This is a genomic window from Nonomuraea sp. NPDC049625 (assembly GCF_040675285.1).
In the GTDB taxonomy this organism is placed as follows: domain Bacteria; phylum Actinomycetota; class Actinomycetes; order Streptosporangiales; family Streptosporangiaceae; genus Nonomuraea; species Nonomuraea angiospora_A.
Window position 1 is genome coordinate 355,262 of sequence record NZ_JBFAOQ010000011.1, and the last position, 17,428, is coordinate 372,689.

Below are 17,428 nucleotides of genomic sequence, written 5' to 3' on the forward strand. Positions count from 1 at the left end.
CTAAGTCGTCCAGGGCGTCACGGGGACGTGCCGCAGGTCGGCGGACATTTTGGCGGCCGTCTCGGCCAGCGCGGGCAGGACGTCGCGGAGCAGGTCGGCGCGGGTGGCCCGGCTGGCGTGGGTGGCGACGTTGACGGCCGCGACCACCCGCCCGTCCCGGCCCCGGACCGGCACCGCGATGGACCGGACCCCCTCCTCCAGCTCCTGGTCGACCAGCGCGTAGCCGTCCTCGGCGGCCTGCCGGACGGCGGCCCGCAGCCGGTCGGGCGCCGTGATGGTGTGGCGGGTCAGCGGCTCGGGCGCGATGGCGGCCAGCCGTTCTTCGGGCTGGTCGGCCAGGAGCACCCGGCCCATCGAGGTGGCGTACGCGGGGAAGCGGGTGCCGACCGTGATGTTGACGGTCATGATGCTCACGGTGGGCACGCGGGCCACGTACAGGACGTCGTCGCCCGACAGCACCCCGACCGAGGCGGACTCGTGGACGCGGGCCACCAGGTCGGCCAGGTGCGGCTGGACGACCTCGCCGAACGTGCGCTCGGACAGGGCGGCGTAGCCCAGCTCCATCGCCTTGGGGAGCACGGCGAAGCGGGAGTCGGCGCAGGCCACGTAGCCCAGCCGCGCCAGCACCTGCAAGGATCGCCGCACGGTGGCGCGCGGAAGCCCGGTGATCTTGGCGGCGTCGGCCAGGCTCAGCCCGCCGCGGGCCGAGCCGAGCGCCACCAGCACGGCAAGACCGCGAGCCAGCGACTGCAGGTATCCCGCGCCCAACTCCTCCTTCGCGGCGCGAGAAGGGTCCGCGGGGGCCGGTGCCAGAGGGGGCCGGGGCGCCGGCTCGGTCAGGGCCGCCTCCATGGCCGCGACCGTCTCGCGCAGCCGGGGCAACGCGTAGTCGCGCAGGCTGGCGGCGGTGTGCCGGCTGGTGTGGCTGACGACGCTCGCCGCGCAGACCGCCTCCCCCCGCGGGTCGCGTACGGGCACCGCGACCGCGACCAGGCCCGGCTCGATGAGCTGGTCGTCCTCGGCCCACGGCGCGGCGGGGTCGCGCAGGGCCAGGCCCGCCGCGCAGCGGTCGGCGGGCAGCAGGTCGCCGACCCGAAAGGCGACCGACATGGTGCGCCTGCGGGTGAACTGGCCGATGAAGCGCACCCCGTCGCCGTCCGGGACGGCCAGCGACACGGACTCGTCCAGCTCCTCCGCGAGCCGCTCGGCCGGCGGCGCGAGGGAGTCGCGCAGACCACCGCAGGCGAGGTACGCCTCGCCCAGCTCCATCAGGCGCGGCGCGGGCAGCAGGTCACGCCCCTCCGCGCGGACGTAGCCGAGGTGGACCAGCGTGGCCAGCACGCGGTCGACCGTGGACCTGGCCAGGCCGGTGGCGCGTACGAGGTCGGTGGCGCGCACCCGCATGGGGCGCGAGCACCCGGCGGCATCCGCCGTCAGCGCCCGAAGCACGGCCAGGCCGCGTTCGAGGGTCCCCGCAGGCTCCATCGGCCCTCCTTTGACACGGGCGCGGTCACGTACGCATACTCGACATCACAATAGTGAACTAAAGTTCACTATGCGAACACTCCCGATGAATGGAGCGTCGTGCGGAGAGACAAAGTGGTCGCGACCGCGGAGGAGGCGCTGGCCGGCGTGTCGGACGGCGCGTCGTTCGCGGTCGGCGGCTTCGGGCTCAGCGGCATCCCCAACGTCCTGATCCAGGCCCTCTACGCCACCGGCGTGACGGGGATCGGCGTGGTGTCGAACAACTGCGGGGTGGACGGCGGCGGCCTCGGCATCCTGCTTGCGGCCGGCCGCATCGCCCGCGTGACGGCCTCCTACATCGGCGACAACAAGGAGTTCGCCCGCCAGTACCTCGCCGGGGAGCTGGAGGTGGAGCTGACCCCGCAGGGCAGCCTGGCCGAGCGGCTGCGGGCGGGCGGCGCCGGCGTCCCCGCCTTCTACACCCCCGCCGGGGTCGGTACGCCGATCGCCGACGGCGGCCTGCCCTTGCGCCACAACCCGGACGGGTCGATCGCGGTGGCCTCGCCGCCGAAGGAGGTCCGCGAGTTCGACGGCCGCTCCTACGTGCTGGAGCGCAGCATCACCACCGACTTCGCGCTGGTGCGGGCCGCCAAGGGTGACCGCTACGGCAACCTGGTCTTCAACAAGGCCGCCCGCAACTTCAACCCCCTCGCCGCGATGGCCGGGCGGGTCACGGTCGCCGAGGTCGAGGAGCTGACCGAGCTGGAGCCGGACGAGGTGCACCTGCCCGGCGTGTTCGTCCAGCGCGTCCTCGTCCTGACCCCCGAGCAGGCGACCGACAAGGCCATCGAGAAGAGGACGGTCACCTCATGAGCTGGACCAGGGACGAGATGGTCGCGCGGGCGGCGGCCGAGCTGCGCGACGGCGACTACGTCAACCTCGGCATCGGGCTGCCCACCCGCATCCCGTCGTTCCTGCCGCCCGACGTGGACGTGATCCTGCACTCGGAGAACGGCATCCTCGGCGTCGGCCCCTACCCCGCCCCCGACGCGCTGGACCCCGACCTGATCAACGCCGGCAAGGAGACCGTGACCGTGCTCCCGGGGGCGGCGTTCTTCGACTCGTCGCTGTCGTTCGGGATGATCCGGGGCGGCCACATCGACGTGGCGGTGCTGGGCGCGATGCAGGTCTCGGCGCGGGGCGACCTGGCCAACTGGATGGTGCCCGGGAAGCTGGTCAAGGGCATGGGCGGGGCGATGGACCTGGTCCACGGCGCGGGCCGGGTCATCGTGATCATGGACCACACCGCCAAGGACGGCACGCCGAAGATCGTCAAGGAGTGCTCGCTGCCCCTCACGGGGAAGGAGTGCGTGCACCGGATCATCACCGACCTCGGCGTCCTCGACGTCACCGGGGACGGGCTGAGGCTGGTCGAGACCGCGCCCGGGGTGAGCGTGGCCGACCTGCGCGACCGCACGGAAGCGGAGGTAGCCGTATGAACACCGTCTACATCGTGGACGCCGTCCGCACGCCCTTCGGCCGCCACGGCGGGGCGCTGTCCGGCATCCGTCCCGACGACCTGGCCGCCCACGTCGTCAGGGCCGTCGCCGAGCGCAACGGCGTGGAGGCCCCCGACGAGGTGATCCTCGGCAACGCCAACGGCGCCGGCGAGGAGAACCGCAACGTCGCCCGCATGGCCGCGCTGCTCGCCGGCCTGCCCGTGACCACTCCGGGCGTGACCGTGAACCGGCTGTGCGGGTCCGGCATGGAGGCCGTCATCCAGGCGTACCGCATGATCGCCCTCGGCGACGCCTCCACCGTGATCGCCGGCGGCGTGGAGTCGATGACCCGCGCGCCGTGGGTGCTGCCCAAGCCGGACAGGGCGTTCCCGGCCGGCGGGCAGGAGCTGGTCTCCACGACGCTCGGCTGGCGGCTGGTCAACCCGCAGATGCCCGCCGAGCACACCGTGCCGCTGGGCGAGGGCGCCGAGCTGATCGCCGACCTGCACGGCGTCGCCAGGGCGGAGCAGGACGCGTACGCGCTGGCCAGCCACCAGAAGGCGGCCAAGGCGTCGTTCGAGCGCGAGATCGTCCCCATCGGGGGCCTGGCCAGGGACGAGAGCATCCGCGAGGACACCGGCCCCGACCAGCTCGCCCGGCTCAAGCCCGTCTTCCGCCAGGGCGGCACGGTCACCGCGGGCAACTCCTCCCCGCTCAACGACGGCGCCGCCGCCCTGCTGCTGACCGACGAGGCGGGGCTGCGCGGCCGCGAGCCCCTGGCCAGGATCGTCGCCGGCGCGGCCAGTGCGCTCGAACCCCGCCACTTCGGGCTCGGCCCGGTCGAGGCGTCGCGCAGGGCCCTGGCCAGGGCGGGCAAGGGGTTCGGCGACCTGGCGTCGGCCGAGCTGAACGAGGCGTTCGCCGCGCAGGTGCTCGGCTGCCTGGCCGAGCTGCCCGACCTCGACCCCGCCATCGTCAACCCCGACGGCGGCGCCATCGCCCTGGGCCACCCGCTCGGGGCCTCCGGCGCCCGCATCACCGGCACCCTGGCCCACCGGCTCGCCGCCGCCGGCTCCGGCACCGGGCTCGCGTCCCTCTGTATCGGCGTCGGCCAGGGCCTGGCCGTCGTCCTGGAAAGGTAGCCGCAGATGACCCCACCCCTCACCCAAGCCGACATCGACCGCGAGATCGCCGAGGTCCACAAGGCCCGCGAAGGCGCGGAGGCCGACCATCCCGATCGCGACTTCGCCCCCTACCGCAGCAGCGTGCTGCGCCACCCCAAGCAGCCGCTCGTCGCGCTGAAGGACCCGGAGGCGGCGGAGCTGGCCGGGCCGGTCTTCGGCGTCGCCGACGTCGCGCCGTTCGACGCGGACCTGACCAGGCAGCACGCCGGCGAGCCGCTCGGCGAGCGGATCACCGTCCAGGGGCGGGTGCTGGACCGCGACGGCCGCCCGGTACGCGGCCAGCTCGTGGAGGTCTGGCAGGCCAACGCCTCGGGCCGCTACCTCCACCAGCGTGACGATCATCCCGCGCCGCTCGACCCCAACTTCTCCGGCGTGGGCCGCTGCCTGACCGACGACGAGGGCCGCTACGCCTTCACCACGATCAAGCCCGGCGCGTACCCGTGGCGCAACCATGTCAACGCCTGGCGGCCGGCGCACATCCACTTCTCGGTGTTCGGCACGGCCTTCACGCAGCGGCTGGTGACCCAGATGTACTTCCCGAACGACCCGCTGTTCCGATACGACCCCGTGCTCAACTCCGTCACCGACGAGCGGGCCCGGCGGCGGCTGGTCTCCGCGTACGACCACGACCTGTCCGTGCCGGAGTGGTCGCTGGGCTACCGGTGGGACATCGTGCTGGACGGCCCCGCCGCGACCTGGATGGAGGAAGGCCGATGAACCCCACCCCCTCGCAGACCGTGGGCCCGTTCTACGGCTACGCGCTGCCGATCCCCCGCGGCGGCGACGTCGCCGACGGCGGGATCACCGTCCACGGCCACGTCTACGACGGTGCGGGCGAGCCGGTGCCCGACGCGCTGCTGGAGTTCTGGCAGGCCGACCCGTCCGGCGGCCTCGCGGGCGCGCCGGGCACGCTCCGGCGCGACCAGGTCACCGGCGTGCCGCTGGGCAGGAGCGGCGTCGACTTCACCGGGTTCGGCCGGGTGGCCACCGACGCCGACGGCGGCTGGGCCCTGCGCACGCTCCCGCCCGGCAACGGCTACATCAGCGTCTGCGTGTTCGCCCGCGGCCTGCTCCACCACCTCTACACCCGCATCTACTTCACCCAGGACGCCTTCCTCGGCTCGCTGCCGCCGGAGCGCGGGCGAACGCTGGTGCCCGTGGAGGAGCGTACGGGCGTCTACCGGTTCGACATCCACCTGCAGGGCGACGAGGAGACCGTCTTCCTGGACTTCGGCTGATCTCCTCAGACCAGGCCCACCATGAAGCCCTCGTCGCGGATGCCCAGGTAGATGGCCGGGCGGTACTGACGCATGGCGTGCTCGATGACCGGGATGTACTTGGGGTTCGAGCCCAGCGGGAGCCGGTAGCCGTTCTTGACCGTGTGGAACTCCCACAGGTGCTCCATGTCGGGATGGCGCGCGCGGAAGCCCGGGTCGGCCGGGAAGAGGTCGAGGCGGACCATCGTCTTGCGCATGATGTAGTCGGCCGGCTTGACGCGGCGCTGCTGCGTGCGCGAGATGCCCACCCCGGACAGCTCGGCCCACGGGGCCGCCCACGGGCGGCCCTGGGGGTCGTCCCAGCGCACGCCGTGGACGTCGAAGACGAGCTTGCGCGGCCGGCTGAGCTTGCGCCAGGTGATGATCGGCAGCAGCCCGATGAACAGGAAGATCAGCCCGAGGACCAGGACGGCGACCGCGGAGCCCGCGCCGCCCGTCGTCTGCCCGGTGAGCGCCGAGAAGACCGCCATGAGCCCGATGGCCCCCGCGACGGAGCCGCCGATCAGCGCCTTCACCTTGGCGTCGCCGCCGACGTCGATCACCACGGGAGGCGGCGCGAAGGCGGGCTGCTGCTGCGGGGGGTAGGGGGCGTTGAACCGCTGCGGTGGCTGCTGCTGGGGGCCGTACATCATGAGACGGCAGGTTAGCCGGGATCGCCCGTTGTGCCGTGACGCTTCGTACATTTGCGAAGCATCCAGAGTCACCCGGACTCGGCGGGGCGGATCTCGGTGAACAGGCGCAGCGTCACCGGCCGCAGCCGCCACCTGGGCCAGCGCAGCCGCAGGGGCGAGAACCTGGCCGTGAGGACGATCTTCAGGTACGAGCTCCCGGTCTGCCCCACGGGCACCCGCGCGCAGAACCCCGACACGTCGGCGCGGGCCGCCCGCCCGTCCAGCAGCAGCCGGCTGCTCCCGCGGACCTCGGATCCGCCCTCCAGGCTCACCGACTCCCACAGGAGCTCCGGCGCCCCGGGCAGGGAGAGCCTTAGCGTGAAGCCCGCCAGCGACCCGGCCGGGCTCAGGTAGAAGGAGCCGTCGAAGTCGCCGCTCCCGAGGCCGGCCGGGAGCGTCGCCTCGCTGGCGTCCATGGCGATCCGCCAGGCGTTGGGATCGGTATAGGGGATCAAGGGGCTCACCTCGCTGTCCGGTAAGACGCGTCTACACAGACAAGACGTCGTAGCCCCCGCGAATGTGACAACCGGGTCAGCGTCGCGCGGGCACGGTCGCGTCGAGCCGGAAGCGATGATCCCGGGAGGCGGTCGTGAGGCGGCCGCCCCGGGCCGCGAGGCGGGCGGTGAGGTTGGCGACGCCCTGGCCGGGCTCGGCGGAGCGGCCGGTGACGCCGTCGTTGTCCATGCGCAGCCGTACGAGGTCGTCGCCGGTGGTCAGGGCGATCGTCACGTGGCGGGCCTCGCTGTGCCGCAGCACGTTGGTGGCCGCCTCGCGGACCACGACGGCGAGCAGGGCGTCGACGCCGGCGGGCAGGGGTGCGGGATCGGGGTCGATCTCCACGGTCGCGCCGGTCGCCTCGAGGACCTCGCGGGCGGAGGCCAGCTCGGCGCGCAGGCTGAGCCCGGGTTCGCCGTCCCCGGGGATGGCGCGCAGGTCGGCGAGCGCGGTGCGGGCCACGGTGACGATGCCGGCCAGCTCGGCCTCGGCGCGGGCGGGGTCGCGGGCGGCCAGCTCGGCCTTGACGGTGATCGCGGACAGGCCGTACCCGATCAGGTCGTGGACGTCCTGGGCGATCCTGCGCCGCTCCCGGGCCGCGGCCAGCCCGGCGAGCGCCAGCCGCGACTCGCGTACCTGGTAGACCAGCCGCGTCACGGCGGTCAGCCCGTAGAACATCGCCGACAGGCCGACCACCTCCACCAGGGCCGCCGGTATGCCCGCGGCCGAGCCGGACCGGGCCAGCAGCACCGCGGGCACGCTCGCCACCACCGCCGCGTACAGCGCCCACGCCAGGCGCGGCGCGGGGATCACGATCAGCAGGGCGGCGGCGGCCCAGCCGACGAGCTGGTAGTAGGGGCGGTCCGGTTCGAGCAGCGGCAGCCACGCGAGCAGCAGCTGCGCGGGCAGCGTCCAGGCGGCGTGCCTCGGCCGGACGCCGGGAGGCCGCGGCAGCGCGTGGTACGCCTGCAGCGCGACCACCGCGATGACCGCGGCCCAGTACGCCACCCGCAGCCCGGCCGGCACCGGCGCGCGGGCGATGACGATGATCGCGGCGACGGGGACCCACAGGTAGACCACCGTCAGGATGGGCAGCGCGAGCCGCGGGGTCAGGTCGCCGGGCGGCGGGATCGGCGGCGGTTCGGGGCGCTGCCTGACCTGCCGCGCGGCCCGCCGGGTCAGCGGCGGGATCTCCACGGCCCGCCCGGCGGCGGCCAGCCCGATGACGCGGGACAGCGTGGACCCGAGCACCGCGTCCAGGTCGTGGCCGGCCCGCTCGCGCTCCTCGGCCACCGAGCGCGCGGCCAGCTCGGCCCGGGTGGCGTGGAGCTCGTCGCGCAGGTCGCTGAGCCGCGTGAGGGCGAACACGACCAGCCCCTGCGTGGCCGTGTTGCCCACCGCGTTGACCCAGACGTAGGCGTCGGCGCCGAGGTTCACGACGCCCGCGGCGGCCGTCACGCCGCCGAAGAGCACCCACCGCAGCGGCCCGCGGGCGACCAGGAGGACGGAGGCGGCGAAGAACGCCGACGGCCCGCCGAACGGCACCGGCCCCATCCAGGCGAACAGCGCCGCCTGGCCGGCCACCAGCCACCAGCCCCGCAGCCGCCGGGTCCGCGGCAGCGAGCACAGGAGTTGCAGAGCGAGGGAGAGCAGCGCCGGCACGCCCGGCAGTCCTGCGGCCGGGGGGATCACCAGGAGGAGGAGCACGACCAGGATGATGAGCGTGGACACTCGATCCCCACCGCGAGACGACCTTCACCGTTTCGCGGCCAAGCATCCCACAGCGCGGGTCCGGGTCCCGGGCGGGGATCAGCCGAACACGCCCCCGACCATGTGGTACGCGTACGCGACGGCCATGAAGCCCGCCGAGACGAGCGCGAAGGCCGTGTAGGAGATCCGCCCGGCCGGTCCCCACCAGCCCTTCCACCAGGCGCCCGCCGAGCAGGCCAGGACCCCGCCGCTGAGCACGAACGCCGTGGACGAGGCGATCAGGGCGGCCGTGAGCAGCGGGGACCCGAGGAAGATGGCGTCGGTCGGCGCGATGACGATCGTGACGGCGAGGCCGTACGCGAAGACCAGGACGAGCACGCCGGTCAGCCAGGCCAGCCACCACGCGGCCCGGTGCCGGGCGGGCCTGCCCCGGAGCCTGCGGACGAGCGCCGCGACCGGCATCCCGAGCCCGGCGAGCACGTACGCGGCCAGGCCCGCGTACACCAGCCACACGTGCAGGCCGGCGGCCGAGCGTTCGAACGTGGCCGCCTCCTCCTGATGGCCGCCCGCGAGCAGGCCGTGGCCGTCGAAGGCGATGCGCTCCTGTCCGCCCCGCTCGGCGAACAGCCCCGGCCCGACGAGCTGCCACGTCTGCACGGGCCTGGCGGGGTCGCGGGACAGGCCCGTCGTGGTGATCGTCCCGTCCCCCGCCGCCTCCACGGTCACGTTGCCGAACAGCGCGCCCAACCTCAGCAGGTCGCCGCGGATCCGGGTCGAGGTGTACGTCCCCGCGTACGCCGAGGTGTCCCCGCGCACCGGCCGCGGCTGCTCCGGCTTGCCGGGGAAGTAGCGGTCGACGATCCGGTCGACCAGCTCGGCGGCGGCGGCCGCGGAGTCCTCGCCGTTGTAGACGGCGTACACGCCGGTCCTCTGGTCGGGCAGCAGGGCCAGGACGTGGTGGAAGCCGTTGATGTCGCCGCCCTTGGAGAAGATCCGGCGCCCGTTCCTGGCCGTCTCCTCCAGGCCGTACCCCATGCCGGGGAGCCGGTCGTCCTGCGTGTAGTGGCGGGTCATCATGGTCGTGCCGACGTTCCTGCCCAGGCGGGGGTCGTCGCCCAGCAGCGCGATCATCAGCCGACCCATGTCGGCGGCGGTGGTGACGGGCCCGGTCCCGGAGGCGGGCGACCCGTAGTAGCGCTTGTACGGAACGTCCCCGTTGTATCCCTGGGCCAGGGTGCCGAGCAGGGCGGCGGGCAGCGGCGCCTTGAACGACGTGCCCTCCATGCCCAGCGGCCCGAGGATGCGCGAGCGCACGTACTCGGCGAACGGCCGTCCCGAGGCCACCTCGACCAGGTAGCCCGCGAGGTTGTAGGCGTAGTTGTCGTAGGCGAGGACGGTCCCCGGCGGGCGCACCCGCTCCGGCCGGCCGTTCTTGACGACCTCGGCCAGGGGCTCGGCGGCGCCGGGATCCTCCCAGGACGAGCCGAGCACGCTGTCCGCGAAGCCGGCCGTATGGGTCAGCAGGTGCTCCAGGGTGACCGGCCGCCCGGGGAAGGTGTTCTCGATCTTGAAGGTCTTCAGGTACGTGTTGACGTCGGCGCGCAGGTCGAGCTTGCCCTCCTGGACGAGCTGGAGCGCGGCGATCGCGGTGAACGTCTTGGCCGTCGAGGCGGTGAAGAACCCCGTGCGGGCCGCGTCCACCGGAACGCGCCCGGCCAGGTCGGCGTAGCCGTACCCGCGGGAGAAGACCTGCCGGCCGCCCGACACCACCGTGACCGCCGCGCCGGGGATCCCGTGCGCGGCGAGCTGGGCGGGCACCACCTGGTCGACCAGCGTTCCGACGTCCTCCAGGTCGGTGGAGGCGGCGGCGGCCCCGCCGGACAGGCCGCACACCAGCAGCCCGGTCATCAGTGCGGTCGCCAGGCCGGGGAACAGGGCTTTCTGCATGCCTCCCAAGATCGCGAACCCGGCCGGTCCCGGACCAGTGCCAGGCACCTCGATCCGGCATGTGAAACGCACGAACCGGACATCGGAAATATCATGGTCCCCGAGCTTCGGGGGGAGTCGAGAGTGATCCGGGTGCTGCTGGCCGAGGACCTGCATCTCATCCGCGGGGCGCTCGCCTCGCTCCTGCGCCTGGAGCCCGACATCGAGGTCGTCGCCGAGGCGGCGGACGGGGACGCGGTGCTGCCCGCGGCGCTGGCGCACCGGCCCGACGTGGCCGTGCTGGACGTGCAGATGCCCGGCATCGACGGCATCGAGGCCGCCGCCGCGCTCCGCGAACAGGTCCCCGGCTGCCGCCTGCTCGTCCTCACCCAGCTCGGCCGCCCGGAGGTGCTGCGCAGGGCGCTGGCGGCCGGCGTCCAGGGGTTCATGCTGAAGGACGCGCCGCCCGCCGACCTCGCCGCGGCCGTGCGCCGCGTCCACGCGGGCGAGACGGTGGTCGACCCCGCCCTCGCCGCGGCCACCATCGCGGCCAGGGCGAACCCGCTGTCACCGCGCGAGGTGGACGTGCTGCGCCGGGCCGCCGACGGCGACGACCTCCCGGAGATCGCCGCCGCGCTCCACCTGACCAGGGGCACGGTACGCAACTACCTGGGGGCGATCGTCACCAAGCTCGACGCCCGCAACCGGCTGGACGCGGTCCGCATCGCCACCGAGGCCGGCTGGCTCTGACCCGCCGTCAGGCGCGCTCGCTCCGGGCCATCCGGTAGAGCCCGTACGCGGCCTCGATCGCGCCGAGCACCATCATGACCACGCCGATCTTCGACGGGGTGAACACCACGATCTCGACATCGGTCCCGAACAGCCACAGCGCGAGCCCGATGACGAGGACCGCCAGTCCGGTGAGGAACGTCTTGCGGGCAGGAGCCATGGGGACCTCTTTCGATCAGGGCCGTTTCCAGCAACGCTAGCGACGGCCCGGGTCTCCAGGCTTCCTGCCCGCTGAGGAGATCGGTGTACATCCTTCGGGTGACGCCATGGGACCTCGTGATCGTCACGTGGGAACGCCGGTGGCCCCCTTGGGCGGCGCGATGAGGCCGTACATGACCAGGGCGCAGAGCGCGATCGCGATCACCGACCAGAGCGGGAAGGCCACCATGAAGGCGAAGTGGCCGATCATCGCCAGCCCGGCCAGGACGACCCCGGTCCAGCGGGCCCAGGTCTGCCCGGCCAGCACGCCGAGCCCCACCGCGAACATCAGGACGCCGATCGCCAGCCAGATCACGCCCCAGGCGGTGTAGTTCCACACCAGGAGGCGGCCTCCGGGCGTGACGAAGAAGTACGTCTTGAACAGGGCTATGACGCCCTCGATGATGTTGAAGACGCCCAGCACCATCGAGAGGGTGCCGGCGAATCCGAGCCAGCCCGAGTAACCACCACGGTGGAATGCGAACGGTGACGTTGACGTCGCCATGATCGTCTCCTTCCCGGCGAGTCGAAACTCCGGGTCGCCGTCTGCATCCATGCCCGAGATGCCTAAAGACAAAATCCCGCCGGGCAAAGCTATGTCCTCGCATCGGTAAAGTGCGCCGCCATTTAGCCACCGACTTTTCCCAATTTTTCCGGAAAATGGGGATTTGCTTGACCGACTGCACCCGCGCGGAAACGACAAAGTGCGAGGGGTACCTTCACCGAATAATCTGGGAGTGGAAGCTCGGGCACCGGAGGCGCGGTGATCCGAGCACCGGAGCCGTTGGAGCATTCATGACCACAACCGCACCGAACGTTTCGTGTCACCTGCCCGCCGAGCTCAACAGCTTCATCGGCAGGCGGCACGAAATCGCCGAGGTCAAGCGGCTGCTGTCCGATGCCAGGCTGGTGACCCTGATCGGCGTCGGTGGCGTCGGCAAGACCCGCCTCGCCATGCGGGTCGGCTTCGACCTGCGGCGCAGCTACCCCGACGGCGTGTGGCTGGTCGAGCTCGCGGGGCTGGAGAGCCCCGAATTGCTGGTGCAGACGGTGATGGAATGCCTGGAAATCCAGGACCGTTCTGTACGGCCCTCCATAGAGGTGCTCACGGATCATCTGCGTGACAAGAGAATGCTCCTCATCCTGGACAACTGCGAGCACCTGCTGGACGAATGCGCCGCGGTGGCCGAAACGCTCATGCGCGCCGCGCCCGGTCTGCGGATCCTGGCCACGAGCCGGCAGACGCTCGGCGTCGTGGGCGAGCAGATGATGCCTGTTCCGCCGATGCCCATGCCGGATTTTGACGGTTCGCGGTCGTCCACGGATTCGCTGAAACAGTTCGACGCGATCCGGCTGTTCGCCGACCGGTCCCAGTCCGTGCTGCCGGGGTTCGAGGTCACCGACGACAACCAGGACAGCGTGGCGCGGATCGTACGGCGGCTGGACGGCATCCCGCTGGCGATCGAGCTGGCGGCCGTCCGGCTGCGGGCGATCTCCGTGGAGCAGCTGCTGGCCCGGCTGGACGACCGGTTCCGGCTGCTCACGATGGGGGCGCGTACCGCGATGCCCCGCCAGCAGACGCTGCGGGCGCTGATCGACTGGAGCTACGGCCTCTGCACCGAGCAGGAGCGGCTGCTCTGGGCCCGGCTGTCGGTGTTCTCCGGCGGTCTGGACCTGGAGGCGGCCGAGCACGTGTGCGCCGGCGACGGCATCGAGCCGGACGAGGTCGTCGATCTGGTGGTCGGTTTGGTGGGCAAGTCGGTGCTGGCCCGCGAGGGCGACCAGACCACGGTGCGCTACCGGCTGCTGGAGACGATCCGCCAGTACGGCCGTGACCGGCTGCGCGAGTCGGGCGACGAGGCGGCGCTGCGGGCCCGGCACCGCGACTGGTTCGCGGACCTCGCGAGCCGCGGGCAGCGAGAGTGGTTCGGCCCCGACCAGGTGGCCTGGTTCAACCGCCTGCGCGCCGAGCACGGCAACATCCGCAGCGCCCTCGACTACTGCCTCACGACGCCGGGCGAGGCGGTGCGTGGCCTGGCCATCGCCACGGCGCTGCGGTTCTACTGGATCGCAACCGGGTCGCTGCGGGAGCCCCGCGACTGGCTCGACCGCCTGCTCGCGACGGGCGACGCGGCGGCCCCTCCGGCGGACCGAGCGGCGGGCCCGGCGGCAGGTGACGCGGCGGCGACCGCGCGCGCCAACGCGCTGTGCGTCAACGCGCGGCTGGCGGTGCTGCAGAGCGACTTCGCGCTGGCGGCGGACATGCTCGAGGAGGCCCGCGAGCTGGCGAAGCGGCTCGACGGCGCGGCGATCCCCGCCGAGATCTCCTACGTCTCCGGCCTGGCGACCCTGCTCCAGCGCGACATCACCGGCGCGGCGGCCCTGCTGGAGGAGGCGGTGGCGGGCTACCGCGAGGCGGATGCCCCGATGGGGGTGGTGAACACGCTGCTGTACCTGGCCACCGCCCACTCGCTCCTCGGCCATCCCGACGAGGCGGTCACGCGTTTCAAGGAGGGCCTGGAGGCCTGCGAGGCCCGCGCGGACCACTGGTTCAGGTCGTACACGCTGTGGGTGTACGGGATCGAGGTGTGGCGGGAGGGCGACGTGGCCAGGGCGGTCGAGATGGAGCGCGAGGCCATCCGGCTCAAGCGGCCCTTCGACGACCGGCTGGGCACCGCCCTGTGCATCGAGGCGCTGGCGTGGATGGCCGCCGACGGCACGCCCGAGCGCGCCGCCGTGCTGTTCGGGGCCTCGCAGGAGCGCTGGCGCTCGTTCGGCGCTCCCCCGTTCGGCTACCTGTCCGGCCACCACGACGCCTCCGAGGCGCTGGCGCGCGAGCGCCTCGGCGAGGAGAAGTTCGAGGCCGCCTTCCGCCGGGGCACCGAGCTCACCCCGGCCGACGCGCTCGCGTACGCGATGTGCGAGAGCGTGAAACCGGCCAAGCCCGCGGCGGCGGCGGCCCCGGCCTCGCCGCTCACCCGGAGGGAGATGGAGATCGCCCGGCTCGTCGCCCAGGGCATGACCAACAAGGCCATCGCCTCCTCGCTCGTGATCGCCCAGCGCACGGCCGAGGGACACGTCGAGCACATCCTGACCAAGCTCGGGTTCAACTCGCGCTCCCAGATCGCGGCCTGGGTCGGCGAGCAGGGCCTGCTTCCCGGGGGCACCCCATGAGGTCCGGCGCCGGCGTTCTGACCGACAAGTCCACCTTCGTCGGGCGGGCCCACGAGCTGTCCACGGTGCGGAAGCTGCTGGGCAGGTCCCGGCTGCTCACCTTGACGGGCGCGGGCGGCGTCGGCAAGACCCGGCTGGCGCTCAGGGCCGCGGAGCTGCTGCGGGACACCTACCAGGACGGGGTCGAGGTGGTCGAGCTGGCCACTTTGGAGACGGGCGATCTGCTGGAGTCGGAGGTCGCCATGGCGCTGGGGTTGCGTGACGTGCGCCGCGACCCCATGGGCGTGCTGGTGGACTACCTGTCCCGCAAGCGGATGCTGCTGGTCCTGGACAACTGCGAGCACCTGAGCGCGGTCTGCGCCCGGTTCGTGGACCGGCTGCTGCGCTCCGCGCCCCGGCTGCAGGTCCTGGCGACCAGCAGGCAGACGCTGCGGGTCTCCGGCGAGCAGGTGCTGACGGTCGCTCCGCTGTCCACTCCCGATCCCGGCCCGGGTTGCGGCCACACGGTCAGGGAGATCGGCCGCCACGACTCCGTCCGGCTGTTCGTGGCGCGCGCGGCGGGCGCCGTGCCCGGCTTCCGGCTGAACGCGCGCAACGTGGCGCCCGTGGCGGAGCTGGTCCGGCGCCTGGAGGGCATCCCGCTGGCGATCGAGCTGGCGGCGGTCCGGCTGCGTTCCATGCCGCTCGAACGCCTGGCGCGGGAGCTGGAGGAGCGCTTCGACGTGCTGGTCGCGAAGACGCCCACCGCCCTGCCCCGCCACCAGACGATGCGCGCGACCATGGAGTGGAGCTTCCGCCTCTGCTCGGCCGGGGAGCGGCGGCTGTGGGCGCGGCTGGGGCTGTTCCCCTCCGGGGCCGACCTGGAGACCGCCGAGGCGGTGTGCTCCGGCGACGGCATCGACCGGCTCGACGTGCTCGACCACCTGACCGGGCTGGTGGACAAGTCGGTCCTGGTCAGGGAGGGCTCCAGATACCGCATGCCGGAGGCCCTGCGCGCGTACGGCTGCGAGCAGCTGCCGCCTCCCGAGGAGCGTCGGCTGCGCCGGCGTTACGCCGAGCACTACCGGGACCTGGTGACGGAGCACCGGATCGACCGGATGGTCCCCGAGCAGCTGGACCGCTACCTGCTCCTGCAGCGGGAGCTGCCCAACATCCGCGTCGCCCTGGAGATGTGCCTGAGCGACCCCACGCTGGCGCCGATGGAGCTGGAGGCCGCGTCGGCGATGTGGTGCTTCTGGCTCCTGACCGGATCGTTCGTGGAGGGCCGCTACTGGCTGGGACGCGGCCTGGAACTGGTGCCGGAGGGCAGCCGGTGCCGTGCGTTGGCGGTCTGGGCCGACAGCCTGCTCTCCCTGCGCCAGGGCCAGGCCGTGACCGCCACGCGGCGGCTGGAGGAATTCATCGCCTTCGCCCGGCGGGAGGGTGACGAGCAGCTCGTGGCGCACGGCATCCGCAGTTCGGGCGTCGCGGCGTTCTACACCGGCGACGCCCGGCGCGGCCTGGCGCTGATCCGCGAGTCCCTCGCCCTCCACGAGGCCATGGGCGACATCGACGGCATCATGTTCAACCTCTACGTCGGGGCCGCGTACGGCTCGACCGAGGATCCCCGCCAGGCGAGCGAGTTCGGCGAGCGGCTCCTGACCCTGTGCGAGAGCCGGCGGGCCCTGGTCTTCCGCGCGTACGCGCAGCTCGCGCTCGGTGTCGCGCACTGGAATCTGGGCGAGCGCGGGCGCGCGGAGGCGTTGCTGACGGCGGCCACCGAGTTCACCGGGAGGATCAACGACCGGTGGTGCCTGACCCAGTGCCTGGAGATGCTGGCCTGGCTCGCGGGCGCGCGGGACGAGCACGACCGGGCCGCCGCGCTGCTGGGGGCGGCGCACGCGATGTGGCAGGCGGTGGGGACCTCGCCCGAGTGGATCAGCTACCACGCGACCTCGCACGAGCGTTGCACGAAGCAGGCCCGCGCGGCGCTGGGCCGGTCGGCGTTCGCGACGGCGTTCCGCCAGGGGTCGCGGCTGGGGCCGCAGCGGGCCGCGGCCTACGCGGTGAGCGGCGCGCTGCGGGAGCGGTCGGGGCGGCGGGGCGTCCGGGGTTCGAAACCGCCCGTCACGACGGCCGTGGGAGGCCGGCGGCGACCTCGGTCAGGCACGTCTCCAGCCGGGTGACGATGGCCGGCGCCCCGGCCGTGTCGATCCGGCAGCAGTACAGGAAGCGTACGAGGGGCTCCTCGGCGATGGCGCGGGCGACGACGCCGTCCACCGTGTCCGTGAGCGCCAGCGCGGGCAGCACGGCGATGCCGAGCTCGTGGGCGACGAGTTGCAGCACCGTCCTGAAGTCGTCGCCCTCGAAGGCGAGCCGGGGATGGAAGCCCGCGGAGCGGGCCAGCTCCGCGAGGGGGCCGAGCGTGGGGCCGGTGACGGGGGTGCCGATCCACGCCTCGCCGGCCAGGTCGGCCAGGCTCAGCGACGTGCGCCCGGCCAGGGCGTGGCGGGCGGGGAGCGCGACCATGACCGGGTCGCGGCCGATGAGCGAGCGCCGCAGGCCCGGTGGCGGCGGCAGGGGGAACCAGCTGTAGTCGAAGGTGACCGCGAGGTCGAGATCGCCGCGGAGCAGCCGCTGGTAGGCGTCCTCGGTCTCGTACTGGCTCAGCGTGACCCGCACACCCGGGCAGGCCCGGCGGAACGCGGCCAGGGCCGGCGGGACGAGGCCGGCCGCAGCCGAGACGAAGGCGCCCAGCCGCACCTCGCCCGACTGCCCGGCGTTCAGGGCCTCCAGCTCCGTCCGGGCCCGGGTCATCGCCGCCCGGACCGCCTCTTCGGCTCGCAGGAGGACGGTGCCGGCGGCGGTGGGGCGTACGGGACGTCGGTCCAGGAGCCGCAGCCCCGCCCGCCGTTCGAGGTCGGCGATCTGCTGGGAGACGGCCCCCTGCGTGTAGCCGAGCTCCTCGGCGGCCGCCGCGAACGAGCCCAGCCGGACGACTGCCTCCAGCGTGGCCAGGAGGCGGGGCTCCAGTTGTCCGGGCACGAGCATTAGCCTACCTA

At 73.1% G+C, this 17,428-nt stretch carries 16 protein-coding genes; 8 read left to right on the plus strand and 8 right to left on the minus strand.

Annotation, left to right across the window (positions count from 1 at the left end; genetic code table 11):
- On the minus strand, positions 1–1,485 hold the full coding sequence (locus tag AB0J87_RS40370; protein ID WP_363974813.1) for an IclR family transcriptional regulator C-terminal domain-containing protein: 1,485 nt from the start codon (positions 1,483–1,485) through the stop codon (positions 1–3).
- Positions 1,486–1,584: 99 nt separating this feature from the next.
- On the opposite strand from AB0J87_RS40370, the gene AB0J87_RS40375 reads away from it, so the two are divergent.
- Genes AB0J87_RS40375 through pcaG form a run of 5 tightly spaced genes read left to right on the plus strand, consistent with a single transcriptional unit; the run spans position 1,585 to position 5,385 of the window.
- Positions 1,585–2,337, plus strand: coding sequence for a CoA transferase subunit A (locus tag AB0J87_RS40375; RefSeq protein WP_363974815.1), 753 nt, complete (start codon positions 1,585–1,587; stop codon positions 2,335–2,337).
- Positions 2,334–2,963, plus strand: coding sequence for a CoA transferase subunit B (locus tag AB0J87_RS40380; RefSeq protein ID WP_363974818.1), 630 nt, complete (start codon positions 2,334–2,336; stop codon positions 2,961–2,963). The genes AB0J87_RS40375 and AB0J87_RS40380 overlap by 4 nt, the downstream gene beginning before the upstream one ends.
- Positions 2,960–4,105 (plus strand): thiolase family protein, encoded by a 1,146-nt coding sequence (locus AB0J87_RS40385; RefSeq protein WP_363974821.1) that lies wholly within the window; start codon positions 2,960–2,962, stop codon positions 4,103–4,105. Before AB0J87_RS40380 ends, AB0J87_RS40385 begins: the two co-directional genes overlap by 4 nt.
- A 6-nt stretch (positions 4,106–4,111) precedes the next feature.
- The gene (gene pcaH, locus AB0J87_RS40390) at positions 4,112–4,864 is read left to right on the plus strand and encodes a protocatechuate 3,4-dioxygenase subunit beta (RefSeq protein WP_363974824.1); all 753 of its coding nucleotides are present in this window, start codon (positions 4,112–4,114) and stop codon (positions 4,862–4,864) included.
- The gene (pcaG, locus tag AB0J87_RS40395) at positions 4,861–5,385 is read left to right on the plus strand and encodes a protocatechuate 3,4-dioxygenase subunit alpha (RefSeq protein ID WP_363974827.1); all 525 of its coding nucleotides are present in this window, start codon (positions 4,861–4,863) and stop codon (positions 5,383–5,385) included. The genes pcaH and pcaG overlap by 4 nt, the downstream gene beginning before the upstream one ends.
- A 5-nt stretch (positions 5,386–5,390) precedes the next feature.
- On the opposite strand, the gene AB0J87_RS40400 is transcribed toward pcaG, so the two are convergent.
- From AB0J87_RS40400 to AB0J87_RS40415, 4 genes are all read right to left on the minus strand, one after another.
- Positions 5,391–6,056 (minus strand): hypothetical protein, encoded by a 666-nt coding sequence (locus AB0J87_RS40400; protein WP_350727666.1) that lies wholly within the window; start codon positions 6,054–6,056, stop codon positions 5,391–5,393.
- A 68-nt stretch (positions 6,057–6,124) separates the two neighbouring features.
- Positions 6,125–6,550 (minus strand): hypothetical protein, encoded by a 426-nt coding sequence (locus tag AB0J87_RS40405; protein WP_363974830.1) that lies wholly within the window; start codon positions 6,548–6,550, stop codon positions 6,125–6,127.
- 76 nt (positions 6,551–6,626) lie between these two features.
- Entirely contained in the window at positions 6,627–8,321 is a 1,695-nt protein-coding gene (locus AB0J87_RS40410; protein ID WP_363974833.1) for a histidine kinase, read from the minus strand.
- 78 nt (positions 8,322–8,399) lie between these two features.
- Positions 8,400–10,247, minus strand: coding sequence for a serine hydrolase domain-containing protein (locus AB0J87_RS40415; protein WP_363974836.1), 1,848 nt, complete (start codon positions 10,245–10,247; stop codon positions 8,400–8,402).
- Between the two features lie 123 nt (positions 10,248–10,370).
- Here AB0J87_RS40415 and AB0J87_RS40420 point away from each other — a divergent pair, with 123 nt between their 5' ends.
- Complete coding sequence (locus AB0J87_RS40420) at positions 10,371–10,976, plus strand: response regulator transcription factor (protein WP_363974839.1); 606 nt, start codon at positions 10,371–10,373, stop codon at positions 10,974–10,976.
- A gap of 7 nt (positions 10,977–10,983) precedes the next feature.
- Here AB0J87_RS40420 and AB0J87_RS40425 read toward each other — a convergent pair whose 3' ends face one another.
- Both AB0J87_RS40425 and AB0J87_RS40430 read right to left on the minus strand, forming a co-directional pair.
- On the minus strand, positions 10,984–11,175 hold the full coding sequence (locus AB0J87_RS40425) for a DUF5708 family protein (protein WP_363974842.1): 192 nt from the start codon (positions 11,173–11,175) through the stop codon (positions 10,984–10,986).
- 123 nt (positions 11,176–11,298) lie between these two features.
- A complete protein-coding gene (locus AB0J87_RS40430; protein WP_363974845.1) occupies positions 11,299–11,718 on the minus strand; it encodes a hypothetical protein in 420 nt (139 codons plus the stop codon).
- Between the two features lie 290 nt (positions 11,719–12,008).
- Between AB0J87_RS40430 and AB0J87_RS40435 the strand changes: the two genes are divergently transcribed.
- Together AB0J87_RS40435 and AB0J87_RS40440 are read left to right on the plus strand one after the other, a co-directional pair.
- The gene (locus AB0J87_RS40435; RefSeq protein ID WP_363974848.1) at positions 12,009–14,387 is read left to right on the plus strand and encodes a LuxR C-terminal-related transcriptional regulator; all 2,379 of its coding nucleotides are present in this window, start codon (positions 12,009–12,011) and stop codon (positions 14,385–14,387) included.
- Entirely contained in the window at positions 14,384–16,552 is a 2,169-nt protein-coding gene (locus tag AB0J87_RS40440) for an AAA family ATPase (protein ID WP_363974851.1), read from the plus strand. Before AB0J87_RS40435 ends, AB0J87_RS40440 begins: the two co-directional genes overlap by 4 nt.
- Here the strand turns inward: AB0J87_RS40440 and AB0J87_RS40445 are convergent.
- Positions 16,494–17,411, minus strand: coding sequence for a LysR family transcriptional regulator (locus tag AB0J87_RS40445; RefSeq protein WP_363974854.1), 918 nt, complete (start codon positions 17,409–17,411; stop codon positions 16,494–16,496). The two genes, AB0J87_RS40440 and AB0J87_RS40445, sit on opposite strands and share 59 nt — an antisense overlap.
- Positions 17,412–17,428: the final 17 nt, after the last annotated feature.